Origin of the sequence: Sphingopyxis sp. Geo25 (assembly GCF_949769135.1) — a bacterium.
In the GTDB taxonomy this organism is placed as follows: Bacteria; Pseudomonadota; Alphaproteobacteria; order Sphingomonadales; family Sphingomonadaceae; genus Sphingopyxis.
This window is the reverse complement of sequence record NZ_CATKOZ010000003.1, coordinates 202,112-222,380: the sequence shown is the minus strand read 5'-3', so window position 1 is coordinate 222,380 and position 20,269 is coordinate 202,112. Positions and strand designations below refer to the sequence as shown.

The following is a 20,269-nucleotide window of genomic DNA, read 5'->3' as shown; positions in this document are numbered from 1 at the left end:
ACCATCAATCGTTATTGGAATTGGACCACAGCTTGATCTGCTGCTCGAGATAGGCCTGCGTCGCCTTGAAGGCGTTCAGCTTGACGTCGAGCTGCGAATATTGCTTCTCGAGCCGTGCCTTGTACGCCGCTTCGCGCGTCTCGACCTTTTCGAGTTCCTTGGACAGCGACGTGCCCTTGTCGGCCAGCGATTTCTCGAGCCGGCCGATCGCGCCGTCGGTCGCCACCGCCTTGTCGCGGATTGCGTCGAGCGCGCCCGCTATGCCCGGGTCGCTGACCGGATTGTGCGTGCCGTCGCGAAGGGGATTGAACAACCCCTCGACCGCGCCGGCGTCGGACGCCAGCACCGCGTCGAGCTTGACCTTGTCGAGCGTCAGCGTCCCGTCTTTCGTGGTCGAGACGCCGATGTCGGAGAGCTGGTTGATGCTGCCATGGCTGGTGAGCACCTTGGTGACGAGCGTATTGAGTTCGCGTTCGAGCTCGCGCAGGCCCGTCGTTGCCCCCGATAGTTTCGACGCCGCCTGCAGGCTTTTCTTGAGCTGGTTATAGACGTCGACGAAGTCGCCAACGGTCTGCTTGATCAGATCGAGCGGGCGGCTCGCCCCAAGGTCGACCGGTTGACCGGGAGCGGCTTTCTTGAGCGTCAACGATATGCCGGGCACGACGTCGTCGATCGTGTTCGACGCGCGGCTGAAGGCGACGCCGTCGAGCGTGAATTCGGCGTTCGCGGCGGTCTGGCCGACCGAGAGGCCGCCATTGGTCGCAAAGGCGCCAAGCCCCGGATCGGCGCCGCCGTCGGCGGTGAGCGTGAAGGCGTTGGCGGCGCCCGTCGCGCCTTTCAGGATCAGGCGGCTGCCGCCCTGGTCGGAGATGATCGACGCGGTCACGCCGGCGCCGCTGGCGTTGATCGCGGTGGCGAGCCCCTCGAGGCTGTTGTTCGACGCGCCGACGGTGATCGTCTTTGCGACGCCGCCCGCGGTCAGGGTCATCGTGCCGGTGCCGATCGCCGCCGTCTTGTCGGCGACGACGCCCGAATAGCTGCTCTGGGCGCGGGCAAGGCTGTTGACGACAATCGTTGCGGCGAATTTGTCGGCTTGCAGGCCCGCGCGGGCGGTGGCGGCGAGGACGCTTTCGTCCGACACTGTCGGCTTGCTCCGCAGCGACCCGTCGGCGATCATCTGTTCGAGCGAATCGGCGAAACCGACAAGATCCGACCGCGCCTGCGATACCGCGCTGATCCGCGCCGTGTTGGCGGTGATCAGGCCGCCTAGACGCGCGACCTTCGGCTCGCGCGATGCCGACGACAGGTCGCTGACCAGCTTTGCGATGTCAATTCCCGACCCGGCGCCGAGCGAAGAGGCGATCGATGTAACCATGACGAATATCCTTCGAGCTTCTTAACGGCCGGGATTCCGGTGTCTTAAGCGCCGAAGGATCAATTTTGTCGGCGGCCTTCGGGGTCGAAGCGGTGCGACGGCGGCACGTCGACCGATGGCTTCGAGAGCCCTTCGGCGACCGCGCGTTCGAGCTGGAAGACGAAGGCGAGGACGGTCGCGACCGCGACGAACAATTCCTCGGGGATTGCCCGCCCGGCGCGTGCGGTGAAGTAGATCGCGCGGGTCAGCGCCGGATATTCGAGGATTGGCACACGGGCGCCGCGCGCCAGTTCGCGGATCGACAGCGCGACGTCGCCGCGGCCGCGCGCGACCACCACCGGCGCGGCATCCTGGCCGGGCCGGTAGCGGAGCGCGACCGAGAAATGGGTCGGGTTGGTAAGGACGACGGTCGCTTCGGCCACCGCCTTGCGCGCCGACCCGCTCAGGATTTCGTGCTGCCGCTGGCGCTGCGCCTGCTTGAGCTCGGGAGCGCCGTCGGATTCGCGCATCTCCTGCTTCACCTCCTGCTTGCTCATCATCAGGCGGCGGTTGCGCTGATACCATTGCGCGGGGACGTCGATCAGTGCGATGACGACGAGGCCGCCCGCCATTGCGAGCATCGCATGGCCGACCGACTTGCCCGCCAGCCCGATCGCGCCATTGAGGTCGGCCTGCGCCATCGACATGATCGCAGGCAGGCTGTTCGCGACGAGCCAATAGCCGATCGTGCCGAGCAGCAGCACCTTGGCGAGCGATTTGACCAGTTCGATCAGGCCTTGCGGACCGAAGATGCGCTTGATTCCCGAAAGCGGGTTCATCCGGTTGCCCTTGAAGGCGATCGCCTTGCCACGCCAACCGAGCGAACCGAGCATCGCCGGGGCGGCGACACTCGCGACGAGCGCGAGCGCGAAGAGGCTCGAAAGCGGCAACAGGATCTCGACGCCATCGCGCATCAGCGCCTCGCCGGGCGCGAAATGCGCGACATCGTCGGCGCCCAGCGTCAGCCCCCGCTTCAACAGCTCGCCCGCCGATTGGACGAGCCAGCCGCCCGCGGCGAACAGCCAGCCGGCGCCCGCGAGCATCATCAGCGCGGTCGCAAGCTCCTTCGACATCAGCACATCGCCTTCGCGCGCCGAATCGGCGAGCTTCTTGGCGGTTGGTTGTTCGGTCTTCTGGTCGCGTTCGGTCGTGCCTGTCATGGCTCAGCGCCCCGCGGCGAGGACGCGCGCCATGTCGAGCGCGTCCGACAGGAAACGGGCGATCGCCTCGGCCATCGCCGGGGTCGCGATCCCGAGCAGGATGACGCCGGCGAGCAAAGTCGCGGGCAGGCCGACCGCGAAAAGGTTCATCGCGGGGGCGGACCGTCCGATCACGCCCATGATCATCTGGACGAGCACGAGCACGAAGCCGACCGGCAGCGCGATCGTCAGCCCCGCGGCGAACATCAGGCTCGCAAAGCGCAGCAGTCCGCCGATCGCGGAGAAGGACGGAAAGGCATTGCCGGGGGGCAGCGCATTATAGCTGTCGACGATGATCTGGATCAGCAGCAGATGCCCGTCGGCAGCGAGGAAGAGCGCGGTCGCGAGCATCGAGAGAAATTGCCCGACGACGCTGCTCGACGTGCCGCTCAGCGGATCGACCATCGATGCGAAGCCGAGGCCCATCGTGTTGCTGATCGTTTCGCCCGCGAGCAGCGCGGCGGCGAGGCCCATCTGAAGCACGAAACCGATCGCGAGGCCGATCACGACCTCGCCGATGATCATCAGGAAGCCGGGGACCGAGACGATACCGTCGGGTGGCAGCGTTATCCCCGACGCGGCGACGGCGGGAACCCCGACCGCGAGCGCGATGACGAGGCGAAGCTGCACTGGCACATTGGCGGCGCCGAACACCGGCGCGGCGATGAAGGCCGCACCGGGGCGGATCATCCCCAGCATCCAGAGCTGGAGCATCGCTTCGACATTCGGGATTTCGGCCGGGACCATCGCGCGGCCCTAGCGGACCAGATTCGGGATCTCCGCGAACAGGTCGCGGGTGAAATCGGTGAGCAGCACGAGGATGCTGCTGCCGAAGATCGCGAGGCAGATCGCAGTGACGATCAGCTTGGGCACGAAGCTCAACGTCTGTTCGTTGATCGAGGTCGCTGCTTGCACCATGCCGAGCAGCACGCCGACGACGAGGATCGGGATCAGGATCGGCGCCGAGGCGAGCGCGAGTATCCAAAGGGATTGCTGCGCAAGTCCGACGAAATAATCGGCTTCCACCGGCTATGTCCCGAAAGAGGAGGCGAGCGAACCCATCGTCAGCGCCCAGCCGTCGACGAGGACGAAGAGCAACAGCTTGAAGGGCATCGAGATGACTGTCGGCGACAGCATCATCATGCCCAGCGACATCAGCGCCGAGGCGACGATCAGGTCGATCACGAGGAAAGGCAGGAAGATCAGGAAGCCGATCTGGAAGGCGGTCTTGAGCTCGCTGGTGACGAAGGCGGGCAGCAGGATCGAGAAGGGCACGTCCTTCGGGCTCGCATAGGTCGGCGCCTTGGCGATCTTCGCGAACATCATCAGGTCGGACTTGCGCGTCTGCGTCATCATGAACCCGTGGAGCGCGTCGCCCGAGCGGGTGACGGCAGTGCCGATATCGATCTGCTCCTGGCCATAGGGCTCGATCGCGACGCGGTTCACCTCGCTGATCACCGGCTGCATCACGAACAGCGACAGGAAAAGGCTGAGGCCGACGAGCACCTGGTTCGGCGGCGTCTGCTGGAGCCCGAGCGCGTGGCGCAGGATCGACAGCACGATGATGATGCGGGTGAAGCTGGTCATCATCAGGAGCAGCGACGGCAGCACCGTCAGCAGGCTCATCAAGACGAGGATTTGCAGCGACAGCGACAGCGGACGACCGTTGCCGCCGATTTCGTTGACCGCGCGGGTCAGTCCGCTCGCCTCGGCTTCTTGCGCGAGCGCAGGCGCGGCCGTCGCGAGCAACGCGATGCCGCCCGCAATCGCGGCACGGCGCAGCCAGCGGGCACGCGGCGTCAATCCCTTGACGGGCGTCTTAGCCGACATGGAAGTCGCCCTGGCTGTTGTCGGCGAGGCGGGTGACATTGCCGCGCGAGACCGCGAGTAGAATCTGCTGTCCGGCGAATTCGACGACCGCGAGCTTGGTGCCGGGGCCGAGCGGCAGCACGCCGATCATTTCGACCGGCCGCGCCTGCTTGGCGCCGCCGGGCGTCAACGGCACGCCCATCTGGACGCGTTTCCAGAGCCACAGGCTGCCCCACGCCATGCCGCCGACGAGTGGCAGCAGGATGAGCAGCCGAAGAATATACTCGAACATCAGCCTCTCCGCTCGAAGCCCGCGATGCCGCGGTCGGGCGCGACGAGTTCGGCGACCTGAATGCCGTATCGACCGTCGACGCTGACGATTTCGCCCTTCGCGATCAGCGTGCCGTTGGCATAGATGTCGAGGAGTTCGTTCGCGGCGCGGTCGAGTTCGACGACGCTGCCGTCGGAAAGCGCGAGCAGTTCGGCAAGCGTCATCGAGGTCGATCCGACCTCGACCGAGACGCGCAGCGAGACGCCCGCGAGCAGGTCGAAATTGGGCGCGCCGGCGATCGTCCGGCTGTCGCGACGGTCGGTGCGGCCGGGGGCTTCGCTCATGTCAGTCATGGTCCGATCCCTTTTCGATAGTCTCAATCATGATGGCAGCATTCCCATTGGCTTCCCCGATGCTGCCGGACGCGAAACTGCGACCGGCGACGGTTACCGGAACATTGCGCGGAATGGTTAACGGAATGATATCGCCGACCTCGAGCGACAATAATTTTACGAGCGGAATCTCGGGGCGCGCGAGCACCGAACGGACCGGAAGACGCACGGTCTTGAGAGCCTTGTTGAGAGTCGCGGTCCATTCGGGGTCGATCGCGGGCGCATCGCGCATCTCGGGCAGAGGGTCGGCACCGGCGATTCCGCGCAGCGCGGCCTGCGGATAGGCGCAGAGAATGGTGCGGCCCTCGAAAACCCCGCCGCGGAGCGTGAAGCGCTGGACGAGCAACTCGTCGTCGGCCCGGACCGCCGCAAGCTTTGCAGGATCGCTGGTGACGCAGTCGAGTTCGGGTTCGATCCCGGCCTTCCACGCCGCGGCGAGCTGCATCCCCATGTCGCGGCCGAGGCGCGCGGCGAAACGCTCTTCGGCGTCGGTCAGTTCTTCGCGTTCGCTGCCGAGCTGCCCCTTGCCGCCATAGAAGATATCGACGAGCTGGAGGACGAGCGGGCGCGTCGCGGCGAGCAGCACCGGACCTTTGAGGGGCGGGGCGTGATAGCGCCAGAACAGGCCCGGCGAAACTTCCTGACACCAGTCGGCGAACCGCATCTGCACCGCGGGGGCGCGTTCGACATTGACCGTCGGCGCGCCCAGCGCACGGACAAGATCGCGCAAGCTACGCGCGAACTGGTTGCCGACGCTGTCGAGCACCGGGAAGGCATAGCTGTCCTCTGCCTTGCGCAGGAGCAGCGATGCCTTTGCGTCGGCCGCCAGCTTCGCCGAGGTGTCGATGGGTTTCGGTTCGAGGCTCACTGGATCACCAGGCTCGTGAAATAGACATTGTCGATCCCGCCAAAGCCTTCCTTGTCGCGAAGGACGTCGTTGATCGCATTGGTCAGCTGGCGCTGGAGCTGCTGCTTGCCCTGCGAGGTCGAGAGCAGGGCAGGATCCTGTTCGGCTAGCACCATCAGTACCGCCGAACGGATCGGCACCTGCTGGCGCTTGATGTTGCTGATCACCTTGCCGTCGTAGAAGGTCGACAGGCTGATCCCGACCTGCAGGAAGCCCGAGCCGTCGGCGAGGTTGGTCGTGAAGGCATCGGTCATCGGGTAATAGGTGATCTCATATTTGCGCGGATCGACCTTGAAGCGGTCGTTCGGGACCGAGACGGTGCCGACCTTCGGCGCGGGCTCCTTGCCCTCTTCGCCTTCGGCAGCGGCGGCTTCCTCGCCCTCGGTGCGCACGACAAGCTTCGGATAATGATCCTCGGGCTTCGCTTCATGGCCGCCAAGGCCGCCGCCCAGATAGATGCCGGCGCCTGCGCCCGCGCTGATCAGCGCGGTGCCGCCGATGCCAAGCATCAGCAGTTTTTTCATCTTGCCGCCCTTTTTGGGTTCGGCGCCCTCAGGGGCTTTTTCCTTGCTCATGGTCAGGTCCTTCCTGGTCAGGCAAAGCGGCCGCGGTGGCCCGCGGTGCGTTCGTCGGTTTCGCTGTCGTGCCGCTCGGCGGCGGTTTCGATGAGGTGGCTCGCATCAGGGGCGGGGCCGCGGCCCTGACCCTGGTGCTGCTGCATCTGCTGGCGCCCGGCTTCGGCCGGGGTGTGCGTCACTTGCGCTTCGGCGACGCGCACGCCCTGCTGGCGCAGATCCTCGACGAGGCGCGGCTGTGCGGTCTGTACGATCGTCGCGGTCGCTTCATGCTGCGTGTCGAGGCGCAGCGTGACGCCCTCGTCGCCCGCCAGCATCGACACATCGAGGCGGCCGAGATGGCGCGGCATCAGGCGGAAGCTGAGTTCGCCCTTGTCGGATTTGGTCGCTGCGATGTCGGCGGCGAGCTGCGCGATCCATTGGTCGTCGCTGGCGGTGTCGAGCACGCGCTCGGCGACCGGCGCGGCCTTCGCGGCCTCGGTCAGCGGCGTGGCCCCCTGCAGGTCGGGCTGGGCGAAGAGCACGGTCATCGAGGCGCCGGCATCGATCACCGGCTTGGCGGCCTTGGGGTCGACGGTGATGGCGGTCGTGAGCTGGGTCGGCGCGGTCTCGGCGGGCTTGCCTGCAGCCGCCGGCAGCACCGGGTCCGCCGGGCGCGAGGCTGCGGCAGGCGCGGCGGGCTTCGAAACCTTTTCTGCGATCGGCTTGCCCGCTGTCGGCATCGAGGCGGCGATCACGTTGGCGACCGGCAGCGTTTCGACGGTCACAGCGATCGGAGGAAGGACCGGAGCGGGCGTGGCGGTCTCTGCTGCGCCATCGACGGACGCGTCGGTTTCTTTCTGCGCGGTCGGCGCGACCTTGTCGTTCGCGGGGGTCGCCGCCTTGACCGGCGTGGCGACGGCGATCAACAGGCTGGCGGCCGCTGCAGCGGCATCGGCGGTGGAAGCCGCCTCGGCCGTCGCTGCCGTCGGAACCTTGACGGCCGGCTGGTCCGGAAGCGCGGCGTCGACCGGCGCATCGACGACGAGTTGCGGCAGCCCGAACAGCGCCGCCGCGGGCGGAGCGGCGGGCGTTGCGGGGGTCGTTGCGGGGGTGGGCAACCTGTCGGCGTCGGCAGATACGACGAAGACCGGCAGCGCGGCCGGGGCGCCGGACTCAACGGGAGTCTGGGCGCCGAAGAGATTGGCGGCGACCGGTGCGGCCGATGTCGCGGTCGGCATATTCGCGAGAAGTTGGCCGAAACCGCCATCGACGCCGCTCTCGTTCGCGGGCGCGGCGGCGCCGAGCGCGGCGAGGATCGAGGCGAGGCCGTGGTGCGCCGGGGTCTGGGGAAGCGAGGCCATCATGCCGCACCGCCGTCGAGCAGGCGCAGGCTCATCGCGCGGCGGCGATGCGGGCGGTTCGCGTCGGTGCGGCGTTCCTGCTCACGCACGTCGGACAGGCGGCTGCGCTCGTAGAGGCGAACCGCCGATTCTTCCTTCACCATCGCGTTCTGCGCCATGGCTCCGGCCTGGTCGCGGCGGCTGCTCGCATTGACGAGCGGCGCGACGAGATTTTCCTTCGCCATGTCGAGCCGCATCCCGAGCTCTCCAATCGTGTTGAGGGCGCGGCCCGCGACTTCGCCCTTGGCCATCGCGAGGTCGGCGCGCAGCGTTTCGAGACGCTTCGACAGTTCGACGAGGCTCGCGAGCTCGCCGGTAGCGCGCGCGAGATTGGCTTCCGCCATCTGATGTTCGACGGTGCGCACGCGGATGATACGTTTGCGGCGTGCGGTGCGGGCGTTCATGCAGAAAATCCTTCAATCAGGGCTTGGCGGGAGGAGGCAAAATCGATCTGGCCGCTGGCGGCCTGGCATACGAAGGCGAGTTGGTCGGCGCGGCGCGCGATCGCTTCGTCGAGCACCGGATCGGCGCCGGCGACATAAGCGCCCATCAGCATCAGATCGCGATTCTCTTCATACGCCGACCAGAGCTGGCGAAAGCGGGCGGCGGCGAGCGCATGGTCGGGATCGACCGAATCGGCCATCGTGCGCGACAGCGACCGGGCGACGTCGATCGCGGGATAGACGCCCTGTTCGGCGAGCTGGCGCGACAGGATGATGTGACCATCGACGATCGCGCGCGCCGAGTCGACAACCGGGTCGTCGATGTCGCCACCGTCGGCAAGGACGGTGTAGAGCGCGGTGATCGAGCCGCCGGTCGCATTGTCGTTACCCGCGCGCTCGACGAGCGAGGGGATCAGCGCGAAGGTCGAGGGCGGATAGCCCTTCATCGTCGGCGGTTCGCCGAGCGTCAGGCCGATCTCGCGCTGCGCGTGCGCGACGCGGGTCAGGCTGTCGATCAGCAGCAGCACCTTCTTGCCGTCGGCGCGGAAGCTTTCGGCAATCGCGGTTGCGCGCATTGCGGCGCGGAGGCGCAGCAGCGGCGGATGGTCGGCGGGAACCGCGACGACGACCGACTTCTTGCGGACCGCGGGCGGCAGCTTGGTTTCGACGAAGTCGCTGACTTCGCGGCTGCGCTCGCCGATCAGGCCGACGACGATCACGTCGCATTCGGTACCCGCGATCATCTGGCCCATCAGCACCGACTTGCCGACGCCCGAGCCCGCGATGATCGCGACGCGCTGGCCTTCGCCGACGGTGAGCAGTCCGTTGATCGCGCGCACGCCCATGTTGAGCGGTCTGGTCACGCGGCCGCGGCGCAGCGGATTGACCTTGCGGCCGGCGAGCGGCCACTGGAAATGCGACTTGACCGGCGGGCGGCCGTCGAGCGGATTGCCCTGCGCATCGATAATGCGGCCGAGCAGCGCCTTGCCGACTGTGACCATCGAGGAGGCGCCGTGCGGCTCGACCGGCGCGCCGGTGACGAGCGGCATGTTGGTGTCGAAGGGAAGGACGAGGCTGCGGTGACCGCGAAAGCCGACGACCTCGCCATAGACATAGTCATTGTTCGCCGACTTGATGCGAACATTGCTGCCGAGCGGCTGAGGGAAACCCGACACTTCGAGCATGATGCCTTCGTGCGCGACGAGCGTGCCGATGCGGCGCGGGCTCGCGTCGCCGAGTTCGACGGGCGTCAGAAGCTGCTGCGCGGTCATGGCGAGGCGGCGCGTCATGCGGCGGGTCCGTCGCTGCCGAGCGCGGCGCGCAATTCGTTCAAATAGACGGCGCGGCCATGTTCGATCCAGCCGGCCGAGGTTTCGATGCGCACGGTGCCGCGCGTCATCGACGGATCGGCTTCGATCGGCAGAGCGATCGGCGCGTCCATCAGCAGCGCGGCATCGGCGGGATTGACCCACAGGGTGCGCGCCTTGTCGGCTTCGGCGACCATCGCGGCGGCGGTTTCGGCCTGGTTGCGGAGCCAGTCGCCGTCGATCGGCGCGCTTTCGACGATCTGGCGGACGAGCCGCTCGACCGTTTCGGCGATGAGCTGTGCAAGCTCCTCGCTCGGTTCGTCCTGCAGCGCCTCGGCGCCGGCGACGAGTGCGAGCAGATGGTCGCGTTCGATCGCAAAGCCCGCTTCGGCGAGGCGCTGGCCCTCGGCCAGGCCGAGCGCGAACGGATCGTCGGCGGGGGCTCCTTCGGCATCGAAGCGTTCGACCGGCACGATCTCGGCCGCGCGCGCCATGCCGAATTGCATCGGGCGGAAGCCGCGGCTCTGTGCCATGACGGCGGCCAGCGAGATGGCGGTGGTTTCGGCGGCGCGGTCAGACATAATCGTCTCCGGCGCCCGCGATCATGATCTCGCCCGATGACGCCATCTGGCGCACGACCTGCATGATCGCCTTCTGCGCCTCGTCGACGTCGACGCGCTTGACCATCGTCATCTCCGCCATTTCGTCGCGGATCGTTTCCGACGCGCGCTTCGACATGGTGGCGAGGCAGCGGTCGACCATATCGGCGTCGGTGCCCTTGAGAGCGATCGCGAGCTGCGCCGCGTCGACCGAACGGAGCACGGTCCCGAGGCTCTTGGCGTCGAGGTCGCGCAGGTTTTCGAAGATGAACATTTCCTCTTCGATGATCTGGGCGAGCAGCTTGTCCTGCTTCTTGAGCGCGCGGATCGTACGTTCGCTGAGCTGCTTCGGCATCTTCTTCATGATCTTCGCGACGTCGCTCGGGCCGCCGATCGGCTGCTTCGCGACGCGCTGGCCGCTGACATTGGCGGCGGCGAGGACCGATTCGAGATCTTCGATCGCGGCGGCGGGAACTGCGGTGAGTTGCGCCGCGCGCAGGACCAGTTCGGACTGCAGCGCCTCGTCGAGGGTCTCGATCGCGCGCGCCGCGACATCGGGAACGAGCACCGACAGGATCAGCGCGCCGACCTGCGGATGTTCGTTGGCGAGCAGAGCGCTGATCGCATCGACGTCCATCCAGCGCAGCATTTCGAGCGACGCGGCGCTCGACTGCGGCGCGACGGCGGCGAGGATGTTGTCGGCGCGGACGTTGCCGACCGCTTCGTGGATCACGGTGCGGATGCGCGTGTCGGCGCCGACGGCGAGCGCGCTGACGTTGCGGCTTTCCGACACGAAATGGCTGAGTGCGAGGTCGATCTGCGTTTCGCTGGCATTCGCCGAGTCGAACATCGAGCGCGCGAGCTGGCGAACCTCGTCGGCGTCGAGATGCTTGAGGATCGTTGCTGCTTCGCTTTCGTCGAGCAGCATCAGCAAAATCGCGGCGGCCGAGGCGCCCTCGATCGTCGGCTTGGCGCTGACGGGGGTGTCGAGGGTGTCGATTTCGTCAGCCACGGGCACCCTCCTGCATCAGCTGGCGGACGACGAGCGCGGCGCGCGCCGAGTCCTGACGGACAAAGGCACGGACGAGGTTGGCGCGCGCCTCATAGCTCGGCGCCGCCTCGATCATCTCGAGCGTGATCTCGTTGCTCGGACGCTGGCTCGCGGCGCGCGTCGCCTGATTGTCGGCGACCGCCAGCAGCGTCTCTTCGAGCTGGGTCTCGCGCTCGGCGCGCTGGACGGCGCGCTGTTTCGCCGCCTTGATCATCGGCCGGCCGATGAAGAAGAAGGCGAGGATCGCGGCGAGCACCGCGCCGACCTGCTTCAGCAGCGGCAGGAACCAGGGGGCGTCGTAGAAAGCGGGGGCCGCGTCCTCGACCGTGGCGAAGGGACGCTGGCTGATCGCGACCTGGTCGCCGCGCGTCGCGTCATAACCGACCGCGCCCTTCACCAGCGCATCGATTTTCGCGATGTCGGCCTGGGTCAGCGCCTTCTTGCCCTGGTTGAGCGCGACCGCGACCGAAACGCGGCGAAGCTGGCCCTGCGGCTGGTGCGTGACCGAAATCTCGCGGCCGACCTCATAGGCGCGGGTCGCATTCTCGTTGCTGTTCGTTTGCGTCGGAGCCGGGGCGCCCGGTGCCGAGGGCAGCGGCGCGGTGTCGGTGACGGTCGACGCCTGCGGCGGCTGGTTCGACAGTGCGCCGGGAATGCCGACGGCGGGCGCATTGCCTTCGCCGCTGACGGTGCGCGTGACCTGTTCGCTGGTCAGTGCCCGGTCGTCCTTGGGAAAGCTTTCGCGCGTCGCCTGGCTTTCCGACATGTCGACATCGGCGTGGACCTCGACGCTATAGTTGCCGGCGCCGAGCATGGGCCCGAGCAAAGTGTCGAGCGCGCGGCGGAAGCGCTCCTCCATCTGCGTCTGGAGCTGGAAGGTTTTCATGTCGGCGTTCGACACGCCGTCGCTCAGCAGCGACCCGCGCTGGTCGATCACCTGCACCTCGTCGGCGTTCATTCCGGGAACCGACGACGCGACGAGGAAACGGATCGCCTGGACCTGCCCGTCCGAAAGCGAGCGGCCGTTCTGCAGCGTCAGCATCACCGATGCGGTCGCGGGCTTGTCCTCGCGGACGAAGAGGCTGGGTTCGGCGGCGGCGATATGAACGCGCGCGACCTTGACCGCGTCGATCGTCTCGATCGTGCGCGAGAGGTCCGCCTCGCGCGCCGAGCGCAGCGTTTCGCCCTCGATCGCGCGGCTCGATCCCATCGGCAGCGAAGCGATCAGGCTGTCGCCGCTCGGCTGCGCCTTGGGCAGGCCCTGGCCGGCGAGGGCGATGCGCGCCTGATAGAGCTTGTCGGCGTCGACGGTCAGCGATCCGGTGGTCGGGTCGATCGCGTGCGCAATCCCCTGCGTCTGCAGCGCATCGGCGACGGCCGCCTTGTCGCTGTCGTCGAGCCCCGCGAAGAGCTGCGCCTGCGGGGCGGTGGTTGTCATGAAATAGGCGAGCGCGGCGATCCCGATGGCGGCGCTGGTCGCGATCATCGGCAGCGCGCGCTGGACGGCGGGCTGGCGGACGAAGTCCTGCACCGGCGCGAAGCGGCCGCCCATGCCGGGTACCGGCAGGCGGTTCGGGGTGGGATCGACGGGGACGAGGGTCTGGGTATCGGCCATGGATTATACCGGCATGTTCATGATGTCGCGATAGGCGGAGAGCAGCTTGTTGCGGACCTGCAACGTGGTCTCGAAGCCCAGCGAGGCCTTCTGGCGCTCGATCATCACGCTGACGATGTCGTGCGTGTCGCCGCGCTCATAGGCTTCGCTGAGTTCGCTGGCCTTTGCCTGCTGGTTGTTGACCTGTTGCAGGGCGTTGCTGATGGCGGCGCCGAAATCGGGGGTTCCCCCGACGCCGCCCTCGATGCCGTCCGCGGCACCGCGGCCCGCGGCGCGCTGCAGCGCCTGGTTCTGATTGAGAATCGTGCTGCGCATCTGCAACAGCCGGCTCGGGTCAATCGTGCTCATAAGCTTTCATCCGTCCTGGTGCGCAGCGGTCGACCGCACGCCCAAAGAGTAATGCAAAGCGCGTGCCAAAAAATTTTATGGCGCTTTTCCAGCGGGATGAATGAATGCGGATCAGGCTTAACGCTGCCTTCGGCATTTTTTTGACACGCCGGCTTAATCGCCGCCGCCGCCCGCCGTTACTGCATCCGTGACCGCTCCTCGAGCCCTCACATCACGGGAATGGCCATCGAGGCCGGAAAGGAACAACATGACTGTCATCAACACCAATGTGAGCGCGCTCCGCGCCCAGAACAGCTCGCGTGTTGCCGAGCGCATGCAGTCGCAGGCGATGGAACGCCTGTCGTCGGGCAAGCGCATCAACAGCGCGAAGGACGATGCCGCCGGCCTCGCCGTCGCAACCCGCATGAACGCCGCTTCGAAGGGCTTCACGCAGGCGATCCGTAACGCGAACGACGGTATTTCGCTCGCTCAGACCGCCGACAGCGGCGCCGCCAGCATTTCGGACATCCTCGTCCGTATGCGTGAACTGGCCATGCAGGCCTCGAACGGCACGCTGGCCGACGCCGACCGCGCGCTGGTACAGAAGGAAGTCACGGCGCTGATCTCGCAGATCGGCGATATCACGACGCAGACGACCTTCAACGGCAACAAGCTGCTCGACGGCAGCGTCGCCGCCGGCTTCGACATCCAGACCGGCATCAACTCGACCGAAGTCGTGAACATCACGATCGGCAACCTCACCGCCACGACGCTCGGCGTCAACGCTCTGTCGGTTGCGACTGCGGCGGGTGCCACCGGCGCGCTGGCGACGCTCGACACCGCGATCACCACGGTCGCCGGCGAACGCGCCAACCTCGGTGCGCAGCAGAACCGCCTGACCGCGGCCGTCGACAATCTGTCGGCCCGCGTCACCAACCTCGACGAATCGCGCTCGCGCATCGAAGACACCGACTTCTCGGCGGAATCGACCAAGCTGGCCGCTGCCCAGATCCTGTCGCAGGCGTCGACCGCGATGCTCGCGCAGGCGAACCAGAGCGCGCAGGGCGTGATGAACCTGCTCCGCGGCTAAAAGATAACCATCGCAAACAGTTCAGGCCAACTTTGGTTGGTCCCTTTATTGGCCTGATCCGATGCCCCGGCTCCCCACAGCCGGGGCATCTTTGTATTCTGTTTCGGCGTGACCGAAACAGGCGCGGTTCCAGCCCGCTCCCCCTCCCAGCCTCCCGACATCGTATCCTATGGGAGGCTGGGAGGGGGAGCGGGCTGGAACCGTTCCCGGCGTCAGCCGGGACAAAGCTCTTCAATGGAAATCCCGCGACTTGGGCAGGATACGCACATTGCGCGGATGGCCGTGGCGCTGCGCATAGTCGCCTTCGGACCGTCCGCGCGGCACTTGCGGATGCTTGACCTCGTCGGCACGGCAGACCTCGGGTTCGAAGCGCCGGTCGCTGTCGAGCGCGTCGAGCATCGCCGTCCGGTCGACGATCCGCGTTGCCATCAGGTGGATGACACCCTCCTTGCTTCGCTGCACTTCGCCCTCGGCGAGCATCAGCCGCGACGCCATCACCGCGCGGCGATAGCGTTCGAAATGGCGCGCCCACAGCAATATGTTGACGATCCCGCCCTCGTCCTCGAGCGTGATGAAGATCGCATTGCCTTTGCCCGGCCGCTGGCGGACCAGCACCACGCCTGCGGTGCGGACGATCGCCCCGTTCTTGGCCGCCGCGACCTCGGTAGCGCTCAATATGCCCTCGCGCGCGAGGTCGGCGCGCAGGAACGCCATCGGATGGCCTTTCAGCGACAGCCGCGTCGTCTGGTAATCGGTGAGCACATGCTCGACCATCGGGGTCGGCGGCAGCTGTGCGTCTTCCTCGAAGCCCAGTTCATTCGCCTCGGCGGCGCCGAACAGCGGCAGCACCCCCTGCCGCACGCGCCGCGCATCCCACAGCGCCGGCCGTCGGTCGAGCCCCATCGACCGGCACGCATCGGCATCGGCGATGAGGCGCAGCGCGCGCGAGGGCAGGTTGGCGCGGCGCGCGAGTTCCTCGACCGAAGTGAAAGCCGAGGTGGCGCGCGCATCGGCGATCGCCTTCGCCCACTCCTCGCGAAACCCGTCGACCTGCCGGAAACCGAGCCGGAGAGCGAGGCTGCCATCATCGCGCCGTTCGAGACTATTGTCCCAACCGCTGGCGTTGGCATCGACCGCGCGCACCTCGACGCCGTGGTCGCGCGCGTCGCGCACAAGCTGCGCGGGGGCGTAGAAACCCATCGGTTGCGAATTGAGGATGCCGCAGGCGAAGACGGCAGGGTGGTAATGTTTGATCCATGACGAGACATAGACGAGCCGTGCGAAGGACTGGGCATGGCTTTCGGGAAAGCCATAGCTGCCGAAACCCTCGATCTGTTTGAAGCAGCGTTCGGCGAAATCCTGCTTGTATCCGCGCGCGACCATGCCGCCGACCATCTTGTCGCGGAAATTGTCGATCGTGCCGACATTGCGAAAGGTCGCCATCGCGCGCCGCAGTCCATTGGCCTCTTCGGGCGTAAAACCGGCGGCGGTGATCGCCAGATTCATCGCCTGCTCCTGAAAGAGTGGCACGCCAAAAGTATGACCCAGCACCTCCTTAAGCTCGTTCGGATCGTGCGGCGGCGCCGGCGAGGGATATTCGACCTCCTCCTCCCCGTTCCGGCGGCGCAGATAGGGATGCACCATATCGCCCTCGATCGGTCCGGGACGGACGATCGCAACCTGCACGACCAGATCATAGAGCTTCCGGGGCCGCAGACGCGGGAGCATATTGATTTGCGCGCGGCTCTCGACCTGAAAGACGCCGATGCTGTCGCCCTTGCACAGCATGTCGTAAACGGCCGGATCCTTGGAATCGATGTCGAGCTCCAGCGTGTGATCGCCCAGCCCATGCTCGCGCATCAGGTCGTAGCATTTGCGGATGCAGGTCAGCATACCGAGCGCGAGAACGTCGACCTTCATCAGTCCCAATGCGTCGATGTCGTTCTTGTCCCATTCGATGAAGGTTCGGTCTTCCATCGCGGCATTATGGATCGGGACCAGCTCATCGAGCCGACCTTCGGTGAGGACGAAGCCGCCGACATGCTGCGACAGGTGGCGCGGTGCTTTCAGCAGTTCGCTTACAAAGCGGTGCAGGCGCTCGATTTCGCCATTGTGCGGGTTAAGCCCTGCTTCGACCAGCCGCTCGACGGGCACCTCGTCCCCCCAGCTTCCCCAACTCGTGTCGGCGAGCCGCGCAGTGACATCTTCGCTGAGCCCGAGCGCCTTGCCGACCTCGCGGATCGTGCTGCGCGGGCGATAGTGGATGACGGTTGCGGCGATCGCCGCGCGGTCGCGCGTGTAGCGGTCGTAAATATACTGGATGACCTCCTCGCGCCGCTCATGTTCGAAATCGACATCGATGTCGGGAGGTTCGTCCCGCTCGGCCGAGACGAAGCGGGAGAAGAGCAGCTTGTGCTCGTCCGGATCGACCGAGGTGACGCCGAGCAGAAAACAGACGATCGAATTGGCGGCCGATCCGCGCCCCTGACACAGGATCGGCGGCTCCTGCGCGCGTGCGAAGCGGACGAGATCGTAAACGGTCAGAAAATAATAGACATAATTCCGCCGTCGGATCAGACGGAGTTCGTTGCCGATCATCTTGCGGATTTTGGGCTTCAGCGGTGCGCCATAGCGTTTCTCCGCGGCTGTCTTCACCAGATGGTGGAGATAGTTGAACGGCTTCCAGCCCGGCGGCACCGGCTCGTGCGGATATTCGTAGCGCAAATCTTCGAGGTCGAAATTGATGCGGGCGAGCAGCTTGGTGCTGGCATCAATCGCCTTCGGGCTTTGTGCGAACAGTCGCTTCATTTCGGCAGGCGCTTTCAAATGGCGCTCGCCATTGGCGCGGAGTCGCTTGCCGGCCTTCTGAAGGGTCACGCCTTCCCGGATACAGGTGATGATGTCGTGAAGCGGGCGTTGGGCGGATGTCGCATAAAAGGCGTCATTGGTGGCGAGCAGCGGGACATTTGTCGCTGCCGATAAGCGTTGGAGTTCGGCCAAGCGCCGAGTGTCGGCACCCGACAGCGGCATTGTGGCGGCCAGCCAGACCGATTTCGGCCGTTTGCGTTTGAGGGTGCGAAGCAATTCCTCATCCCCCTCCATCGCGATCAGTAGCAGATCCTCGCAATGGTCGAGCAGGTCGCCCAGTTCGAGAATGCAGCTGCCCTTTTGCGTGCGCAGATTGCCGATCGACAGAAGGCGGGTCAGTCGGCCCCAGCCGTGGCGGCTGACGGGATAGGCGACGATGTCGGGCGTGCCGTCGGCGAAGACGAGCCTTGCACCGACCACGAGCCGGAAGCCCTCTACTGCCCCGGGATTTTTGACCCGCAGCTCTTTCAGAAAAGCCCATGCCCGCACCACCCCGGCCACACTATTCCGATCGGCGATGCCGATGCCGGTCATGCCGAGCGCGATCGCCTCGGCCACCATCTCGGCGGGATGCGACGCCCCGCGCAGGAAGCTGTAGTTGGTCGCGGCGACCAGTTCGGCGAAACCAGGATCAGCGGACTCGTCGCTCATGCGAAGACCCCATGGATATACCAGCGCGGGTCGGGCTTCTCGTCGTACAGGCCGTGGCGGAAGAGCCAGTAGCGGCGGCCGTGGACGTCCTCGACGCGGTAATAGTCGCGTGTCAGCCCACCATTGTCGCGGCGGCGCCACCATTCGGCGGCGATGCGTTCGGGGCCTTCATACCGGCGTATCGCGTGAAAGGCGCGGCGCCAGCGGAAGCGCTGCGGCGGGCCGTCGGGAACCTCGGCGATCACCTCGATCGGCTGCGGCGGGTCGAACAGGTGGAAAGGGCGCGTCGGCGGCTCGCCGGGTTCGGGCATCTGCCAGGGCAGCGGCGGCGGCGCGTCGATCGCGGGAAGCGCGAGCTGCGCCTGTTCGGGGATATGCGTGTCGGCAGCTATCAATTTTTTGACACGCCCGCGCCCGAGCCGCGTCGTCATCCGGTCGACGAGCTCGTCCATCGCCGCTTCACGGACTTCGCCGCCTTCGAGTTTCAGCTGCGTGGCGCCGAGCGGGTCGAGCCGCGGCACCGTGAGGCGGATCATGTCGAAGCCGAAGCCGGGGTCGAGCGGGTCGGCAAGCCCGTCCATCCGCTCGGCAAACAGCCGCATGACGAGGCGCGTGTCGCGCGTCGCGTGGCCGGTCTCGATATCGATGCCGCGCGCCAGCCCGTCGCTCCGGAAGAAGGTCGCACGGAAATGGCGGCCGCCTTTGCCGCGATCGAGCAACTCCTTGATCGCTTCGTTCGCGAGTTCGGCCAGCACCTTGGTCGCATGCGCCGTGCTGCCGATCGGTTCGGCGAAGCGGCGTTCGACCGCGACCGGGGGCGGCGCGATGCGCGGGTCGAGCGGGCTCGGCGCGTCGCCGAGGATACGGCGGAGCGCCATCGCGGCGCCGGCGCCGAAACGCGCGGCGATATTCGCCATCGGGCGGCTCGCGAGGTCGCCGATCGTCTTCAGTCCCGCGCGAACGAGTGCTGTCGTCGCCTCGGGCCCGAGTTCGAGCGCGAGCACGGGCAGTCGGCGGACCGCGCTGGCTTCGTCCGGGGCAGGGCGCGTCTGGTAGCGGGCGAGCGCACGCGCCGCGTCGGCGGTCGGGCCGAACGCGTGGCGGACGCTCATGCCGAGCCGCGACAGACGCATTTCGGCATCGGCGATCAGGCTCGCCTCGCCACCTGCCAGATGCTCGGCGCCTGCGATGTCGAGGATCAGCCCGTCGGGAGCGTCGAGCGCGACGAGCGGCGTGTAGCGGTTGCATCCCAAGGCGAGCCGGTCGAGCCAGGCGTGGTCGGCGACCGGGTCGTGCTGGACGGCGATCAGCTCGGGAACCCGCGCGCGCGCGTCCGCAAGCGGCATGCCGACGGCGAGTCCGACCGCCTGCGCTTGCGCGTCCACGCTCGCGATGCGCAGCGCGCCGCGTATCTTCTCGGTGAAAACCAGCGGGGCGTCAGGCGGCTGCTGCGCCGTGCGACAGAGCCGCTCGGCGGGCAGGTACGGGAAGAAGAGCGCCAGATAGCGTCGGCTCCCCGAGGCTGTGCCCGAAACTTTTGTCGTCATGGTTCCAGTCCAGTCGCCAGCGGCCGCCCGCAGGGCCGCCGCGCCAGCGCAACAGTTCGAGGTCGAAGGCGGGTGCCCCCGGCGCATTGGCCTCAAGTTCGCGGGACGCCGCCGCGGCGACGCTCCACCGCGTCTCGGCGACGCTCGGAACCGGGACCGCATTGAGGCGTAGCATCAGCAACGTCGTCCCGGCGTCGCGTGCGCCGAGCGCGAGGCGGCGGCCTGCGGTGAGGTCGAGCAAGGGGAATTTGCCCCAGCTTTCGACGATCACCGCCGCCGATCCGGTGCAGCGGATCGCATCGTTGGCGCAGGCGAGCAGCATCTTGGGGTCGGGGGTTTCGACGAGCAGCAGCCGGTCGGGGTCGCCGCCGAGTTCGGCGATTCCGGGGGCGTAAATATGCCCGGCGCGCCCTCCGGCATCAGCGGTGCGCAGCCAGATCAGCGGCGTCGTGCCCGGGGTACGCAGCGCGAGCAGCGCAGCGAAGGCCGCGGCGCTCGTCCCGTCGAGCGCGTCGGCGGCGAAAAATTCATGGGTCCGCCCGATGGCAAGCCCGCCCCCCAGCGCGGCGTCGAAGCCCGCATGTCCGCTCGCCAACCAGCCTTCGGCCGGGCGGCTTGTCTGGCCACCATCGGCGGCCAGCCGGGCGATATGCTTGCGCAACCCGGCGAGAGATTGGGACGACTCGTGCATATATGTTCCTGATTTGTTCTATTAGCGCGCGAGCGGGGGCGATTGTCAAGTTGACTCAACCCTTGTTCATTTCGTCATGCCGGACTTGATCCGGCATCCATTCCTCCGACGAAGCATGGGCCCCGGATCAA

20 protein-coding genes are annotated in these 20,269 nt (G+C 66.9%); 1 reads left to right on the top strand and 19 read right to left on the bottom strand.

The window, feature by feature from the left end:
• Nucleotides 1-4 precede the first annotated feature (4 nt).
• Genes fliD through fliE form a run of 16 tightly spaced genes read right to left on the bottom strand, consistent with a single transcriptional unit; the run spans nt 5 to nt 13,312 of the window.
• Nucleotides 5-1,375 carry a flagellar filament capping protein FliD gene (fliD, locus tag QOL68_RS11605; protein WP_282949352.1) on the bottom strand — a complete coding sequence of 457 codons (1,371 nt, stop codon included), beginning with the start codon at nt 1,373-1,375 and terminating at the stop codon, nt 5-7.
• Between the two features lie 59 nt (nt 1,376-1,434).
• The gene (gene flhB / locus QOL68_RS11600; RefSeq protein ID WP_282949353.1) at nt 1,435-2,574 is read right to left on the bottom strand and encodes a flagellar type III secretion system protein FlhB; all 1,140 of its coding nucleotides are present in this window, start codon (nt 2,572-2,574) and stop codon (nt 1,435-1,437) included.
• Nucleotides 2,575-2,577: 3 nt separating this feature from the next.
• Nucleotides 2,578-3,360: a flagellar biosynthetic protein FliR gene (gene fliR / locus QOL68_RS11595; protein WP_282949354.1), complete on the bottom strand. Its 783-nt coding sequence runs from the start codon at nt 3,358-3,360 to the stop codon at nt 2,578-2,580.
• A gap of 9 nt (nt 3,361-3,369) precedes the next feature.
• Nucleotides 3,370-3,639: a flagellar biosynthetic protein FliQ gene (locus QOL68_RS11590; protein WP_282949355.1), complete on the bottom strand. Its 270-nt coding sequence runs from the start codon at nt 3,637-3,639 to the stop codon at nt 3,370-3,372.
• Nucleotides 3,640-3,642: 3 nt separating this feature from the next.
• Nucleotides 3,643-4,443 (bottom strand): flagellar type III secretion system pore protein FliP, encoded by an 801-nt coding sequence (gene fliP / locus QOL68_RS11585; protein WP_058456575.1) that lies wholly within the window; start codon nt 4,441-4,443, stop codon nt 3,643-3,645.
• Complete coding sequence (locus QOL68_RS11580; protein WP_058456576.1) at nt 4,433-4,714, bottom strand: flagellar biosynthetic protein FliO; 282 nt, start codon at nt 4,712-4,714, stop codon at nt 4,433-4,435. Before QOL68_RS11580 ends, fliP begins: the two co-directional genes overlap by 11 nt.
• Nucleotides 4,714-5,046 carry a flagellar motor switch protein FliN gene (fliN, locus tag QOL68_RS11575; RefSeq protein ID WP_058456577.1) on the bottom strand — a complete coding sequence of 111 codons (333 nt, stop codon included), beginning with the start codon at nt 5,044-5,046 and terminating at the stop codon, nt 4,714-4,716. The genes QOL68_RS11580 and fliN overlap by 1 nt, the downstream gene beginning before the upstream one ends.
• The gene (locus tag QOL68_RS11570; protein WP_204992154.1) at nt 5,039-5,953 is read right to left on the bottom strand and encodes a FliM/FliN family flagellar motor switch protein; all 915 of its coding nucleotides are present in this window, start codon (nt 5,951-5,953) and stop codon (nt 5,039-5,041) included. The genes fliN and QOL68_RS11570 overlap by 8 nt, the downstream gene beginning before the upstream one ends.
• On the bottom strand, nt 5,950-6,567 hold the full coding sequence (locus QOL68_RS11565; protein WP_282949356.1) for a flagellar basal body-associated FliL family protein: 618 nt from the start codon (nt 6,565-6,567) through the stop codon (nt 5,950-5,952). The genes QOL68_RS11570 and QOL68_RS11565 overlap by 4 nt, the downstream gene beginning before the upstream one ends.
• A gap of 17 nt (nt 6,568-6,584) precedes the next feature.
• Nucleotides 6,585-7,910: a flagellar hook-length control protein FliK gene (locus QOL68_RS11560; RefSeq protein ID WP_283404305.1), complete on the bottom strand. Its 1,326-nt coding sequence runs from the start codon at nt 7,908-7,910 to the stop codon at nt 6,585-6,587.
• On the bottom strand, nt 7,910-8,353 hold the full coding sequence (locus QOL68_RS11555; protein WP_282949358.1) for a hypothetical protein: 444 nt from the start codon (nt 8,351-8,353) through the stop codon (nt 7,910-7,912). The genes QOL68_RS11560 and QOL68_RS11555 overlap by 1 nt, the downstream gene beginning before the upstream one ends.
• Nucleotides 8,350-9,681: a FliI/YscN family ATPase gene (locus QOL68_RS11550; RefSeq protein WP_058456375.1), complete on the bottom strand. Its 1,332-nt coding sequence runs from the start codon at nt 9,679-9,681 to the stop codon at nt 8,350-8,352. The genes QOL68_RS11555 and QOL68_RS11550 overlap by 4 nt, the downstream gene beginning before the upstream one ends.
• The gene (locus tag QOL68_RS11545) at nt 9,678-10,280 is read right to left on the bottom strand and encodes a FliH/SctL family protein (protein ID WP_058456374.1); all 603 of its coding nucleotides are present in this window, start codon (nt 10,278-10,280) and stop codon (nt 9,678-9,680) included. Before QOL68_RS11545 ends, QOL68_RS11550 begins: the two co-directional genes overlap by 4 nt.
• Nucleotides 10,273-11,310 (bottom strand): flagellar motor switch protein FliG, encoded by a 1,038-nt coding sequence (locus QOL68_RS11540; RefSeq protein WP_282949359.1) that lies wholly within the window; start codon nt 11,308-11,310, stop codon nt 10,273-10,275. Before QOL68_RS11540 ends, QOL68_RS11545 begins: the two co-directional genes overlap by 8 nt.
• Nucleotides 11,303-12,964: a flagellar basal-body MS-ring/collar protein FliF gene (gene fliF / locus QOL68_RS11535; protein WP_282949360.1), complete on the bottom strand. Its 1,662-nt coding sequence runs from the start codon at nt 12,962-12,964 to the stop codon at nt 11,303-11,305. The genes QOL68_RS11540 and fliF overlap by 8 nt, the downstream gene beginning before the upstream one ends.
• Before the next feature lie 3 nt (nt 12,965-12,967).
• A complete protein-coding gene (gene fliE / locus QOL68_RS11530) occupies nt 12,968-13,312 on the bottom strand; it encodes a flagellar hook-basal body complex protein FliE (protein WP_058456371.1) in 345 nt (114 codons plus the stop codon).
• A 247-nt stretch (nt 13,313-13,559) separates the two neighbouring features.
• Between fliE and QOL68_RS11525 the strand changes: the two genes are divergently transcribed.
• Nucleotides 13,560-14,381: a flagellin N-terminal helical domain-containing protein gene (locus QOL68_RS11525; RefSeq protein ID WP_058456370.1), complete on the top strand. Its 822-nt coding sequence runs from the start codon at nt 13,560-13,562 to the stop codon at nt 14,379-14,381.
• Nucleotides 14,382-14,612: 231 nt separating this feature from the next.
• On the opposite strand, the gene QOL68_RS11520 is transcribed toward QOL68_RS11525, so the two are convergent.
• From QOL68_RS11520 to QOL68_RS11510, 3 genes are read right to left on the bottom strand one after another with little or no spacing between them, the layout of a single operon-like run.
• The gene (locus QOL68_RS11520; protein ID WP_282949361.1) at nt 14,613-17,900 is read right to left on the bottom strand and encodes an error-prone DNA polymerase; all 3,288 of its coding nucleotides are present in this window, start codon (nt 17,898-17,900) and stop codon (nt 14,613-14,615) included.
• Nucleotides 17,897-19,447, bottom strand: coding sequence for a Y-family DNA polymerase (locus QOL68_RS11515; protein WP_282949362.1), 1,551 nt, complete (start codon nt 19,445-19,447; stop codon nt 17,897-17,899). Before QOL68_RS11515 ends, QOL68_RS11520 begins: the two co-directional genes overlap by 4 nt.
• Complete coding sequence (locus QOL68_RS11510) at nt 19,338-20,138, bottom strand: ImuA family protein (protein WP_282949363.1); 801 nt, start codon at nt 20,136-20,138, stop codon at nt 19,338-19,340. Before QOL68_RS11510 ends, QOL68_RS11515 begins: the two co-directional genes overlap by 110 nt.
• Nucleotides 20,139-20,269 lie beyond the last annotated feature (131 nt).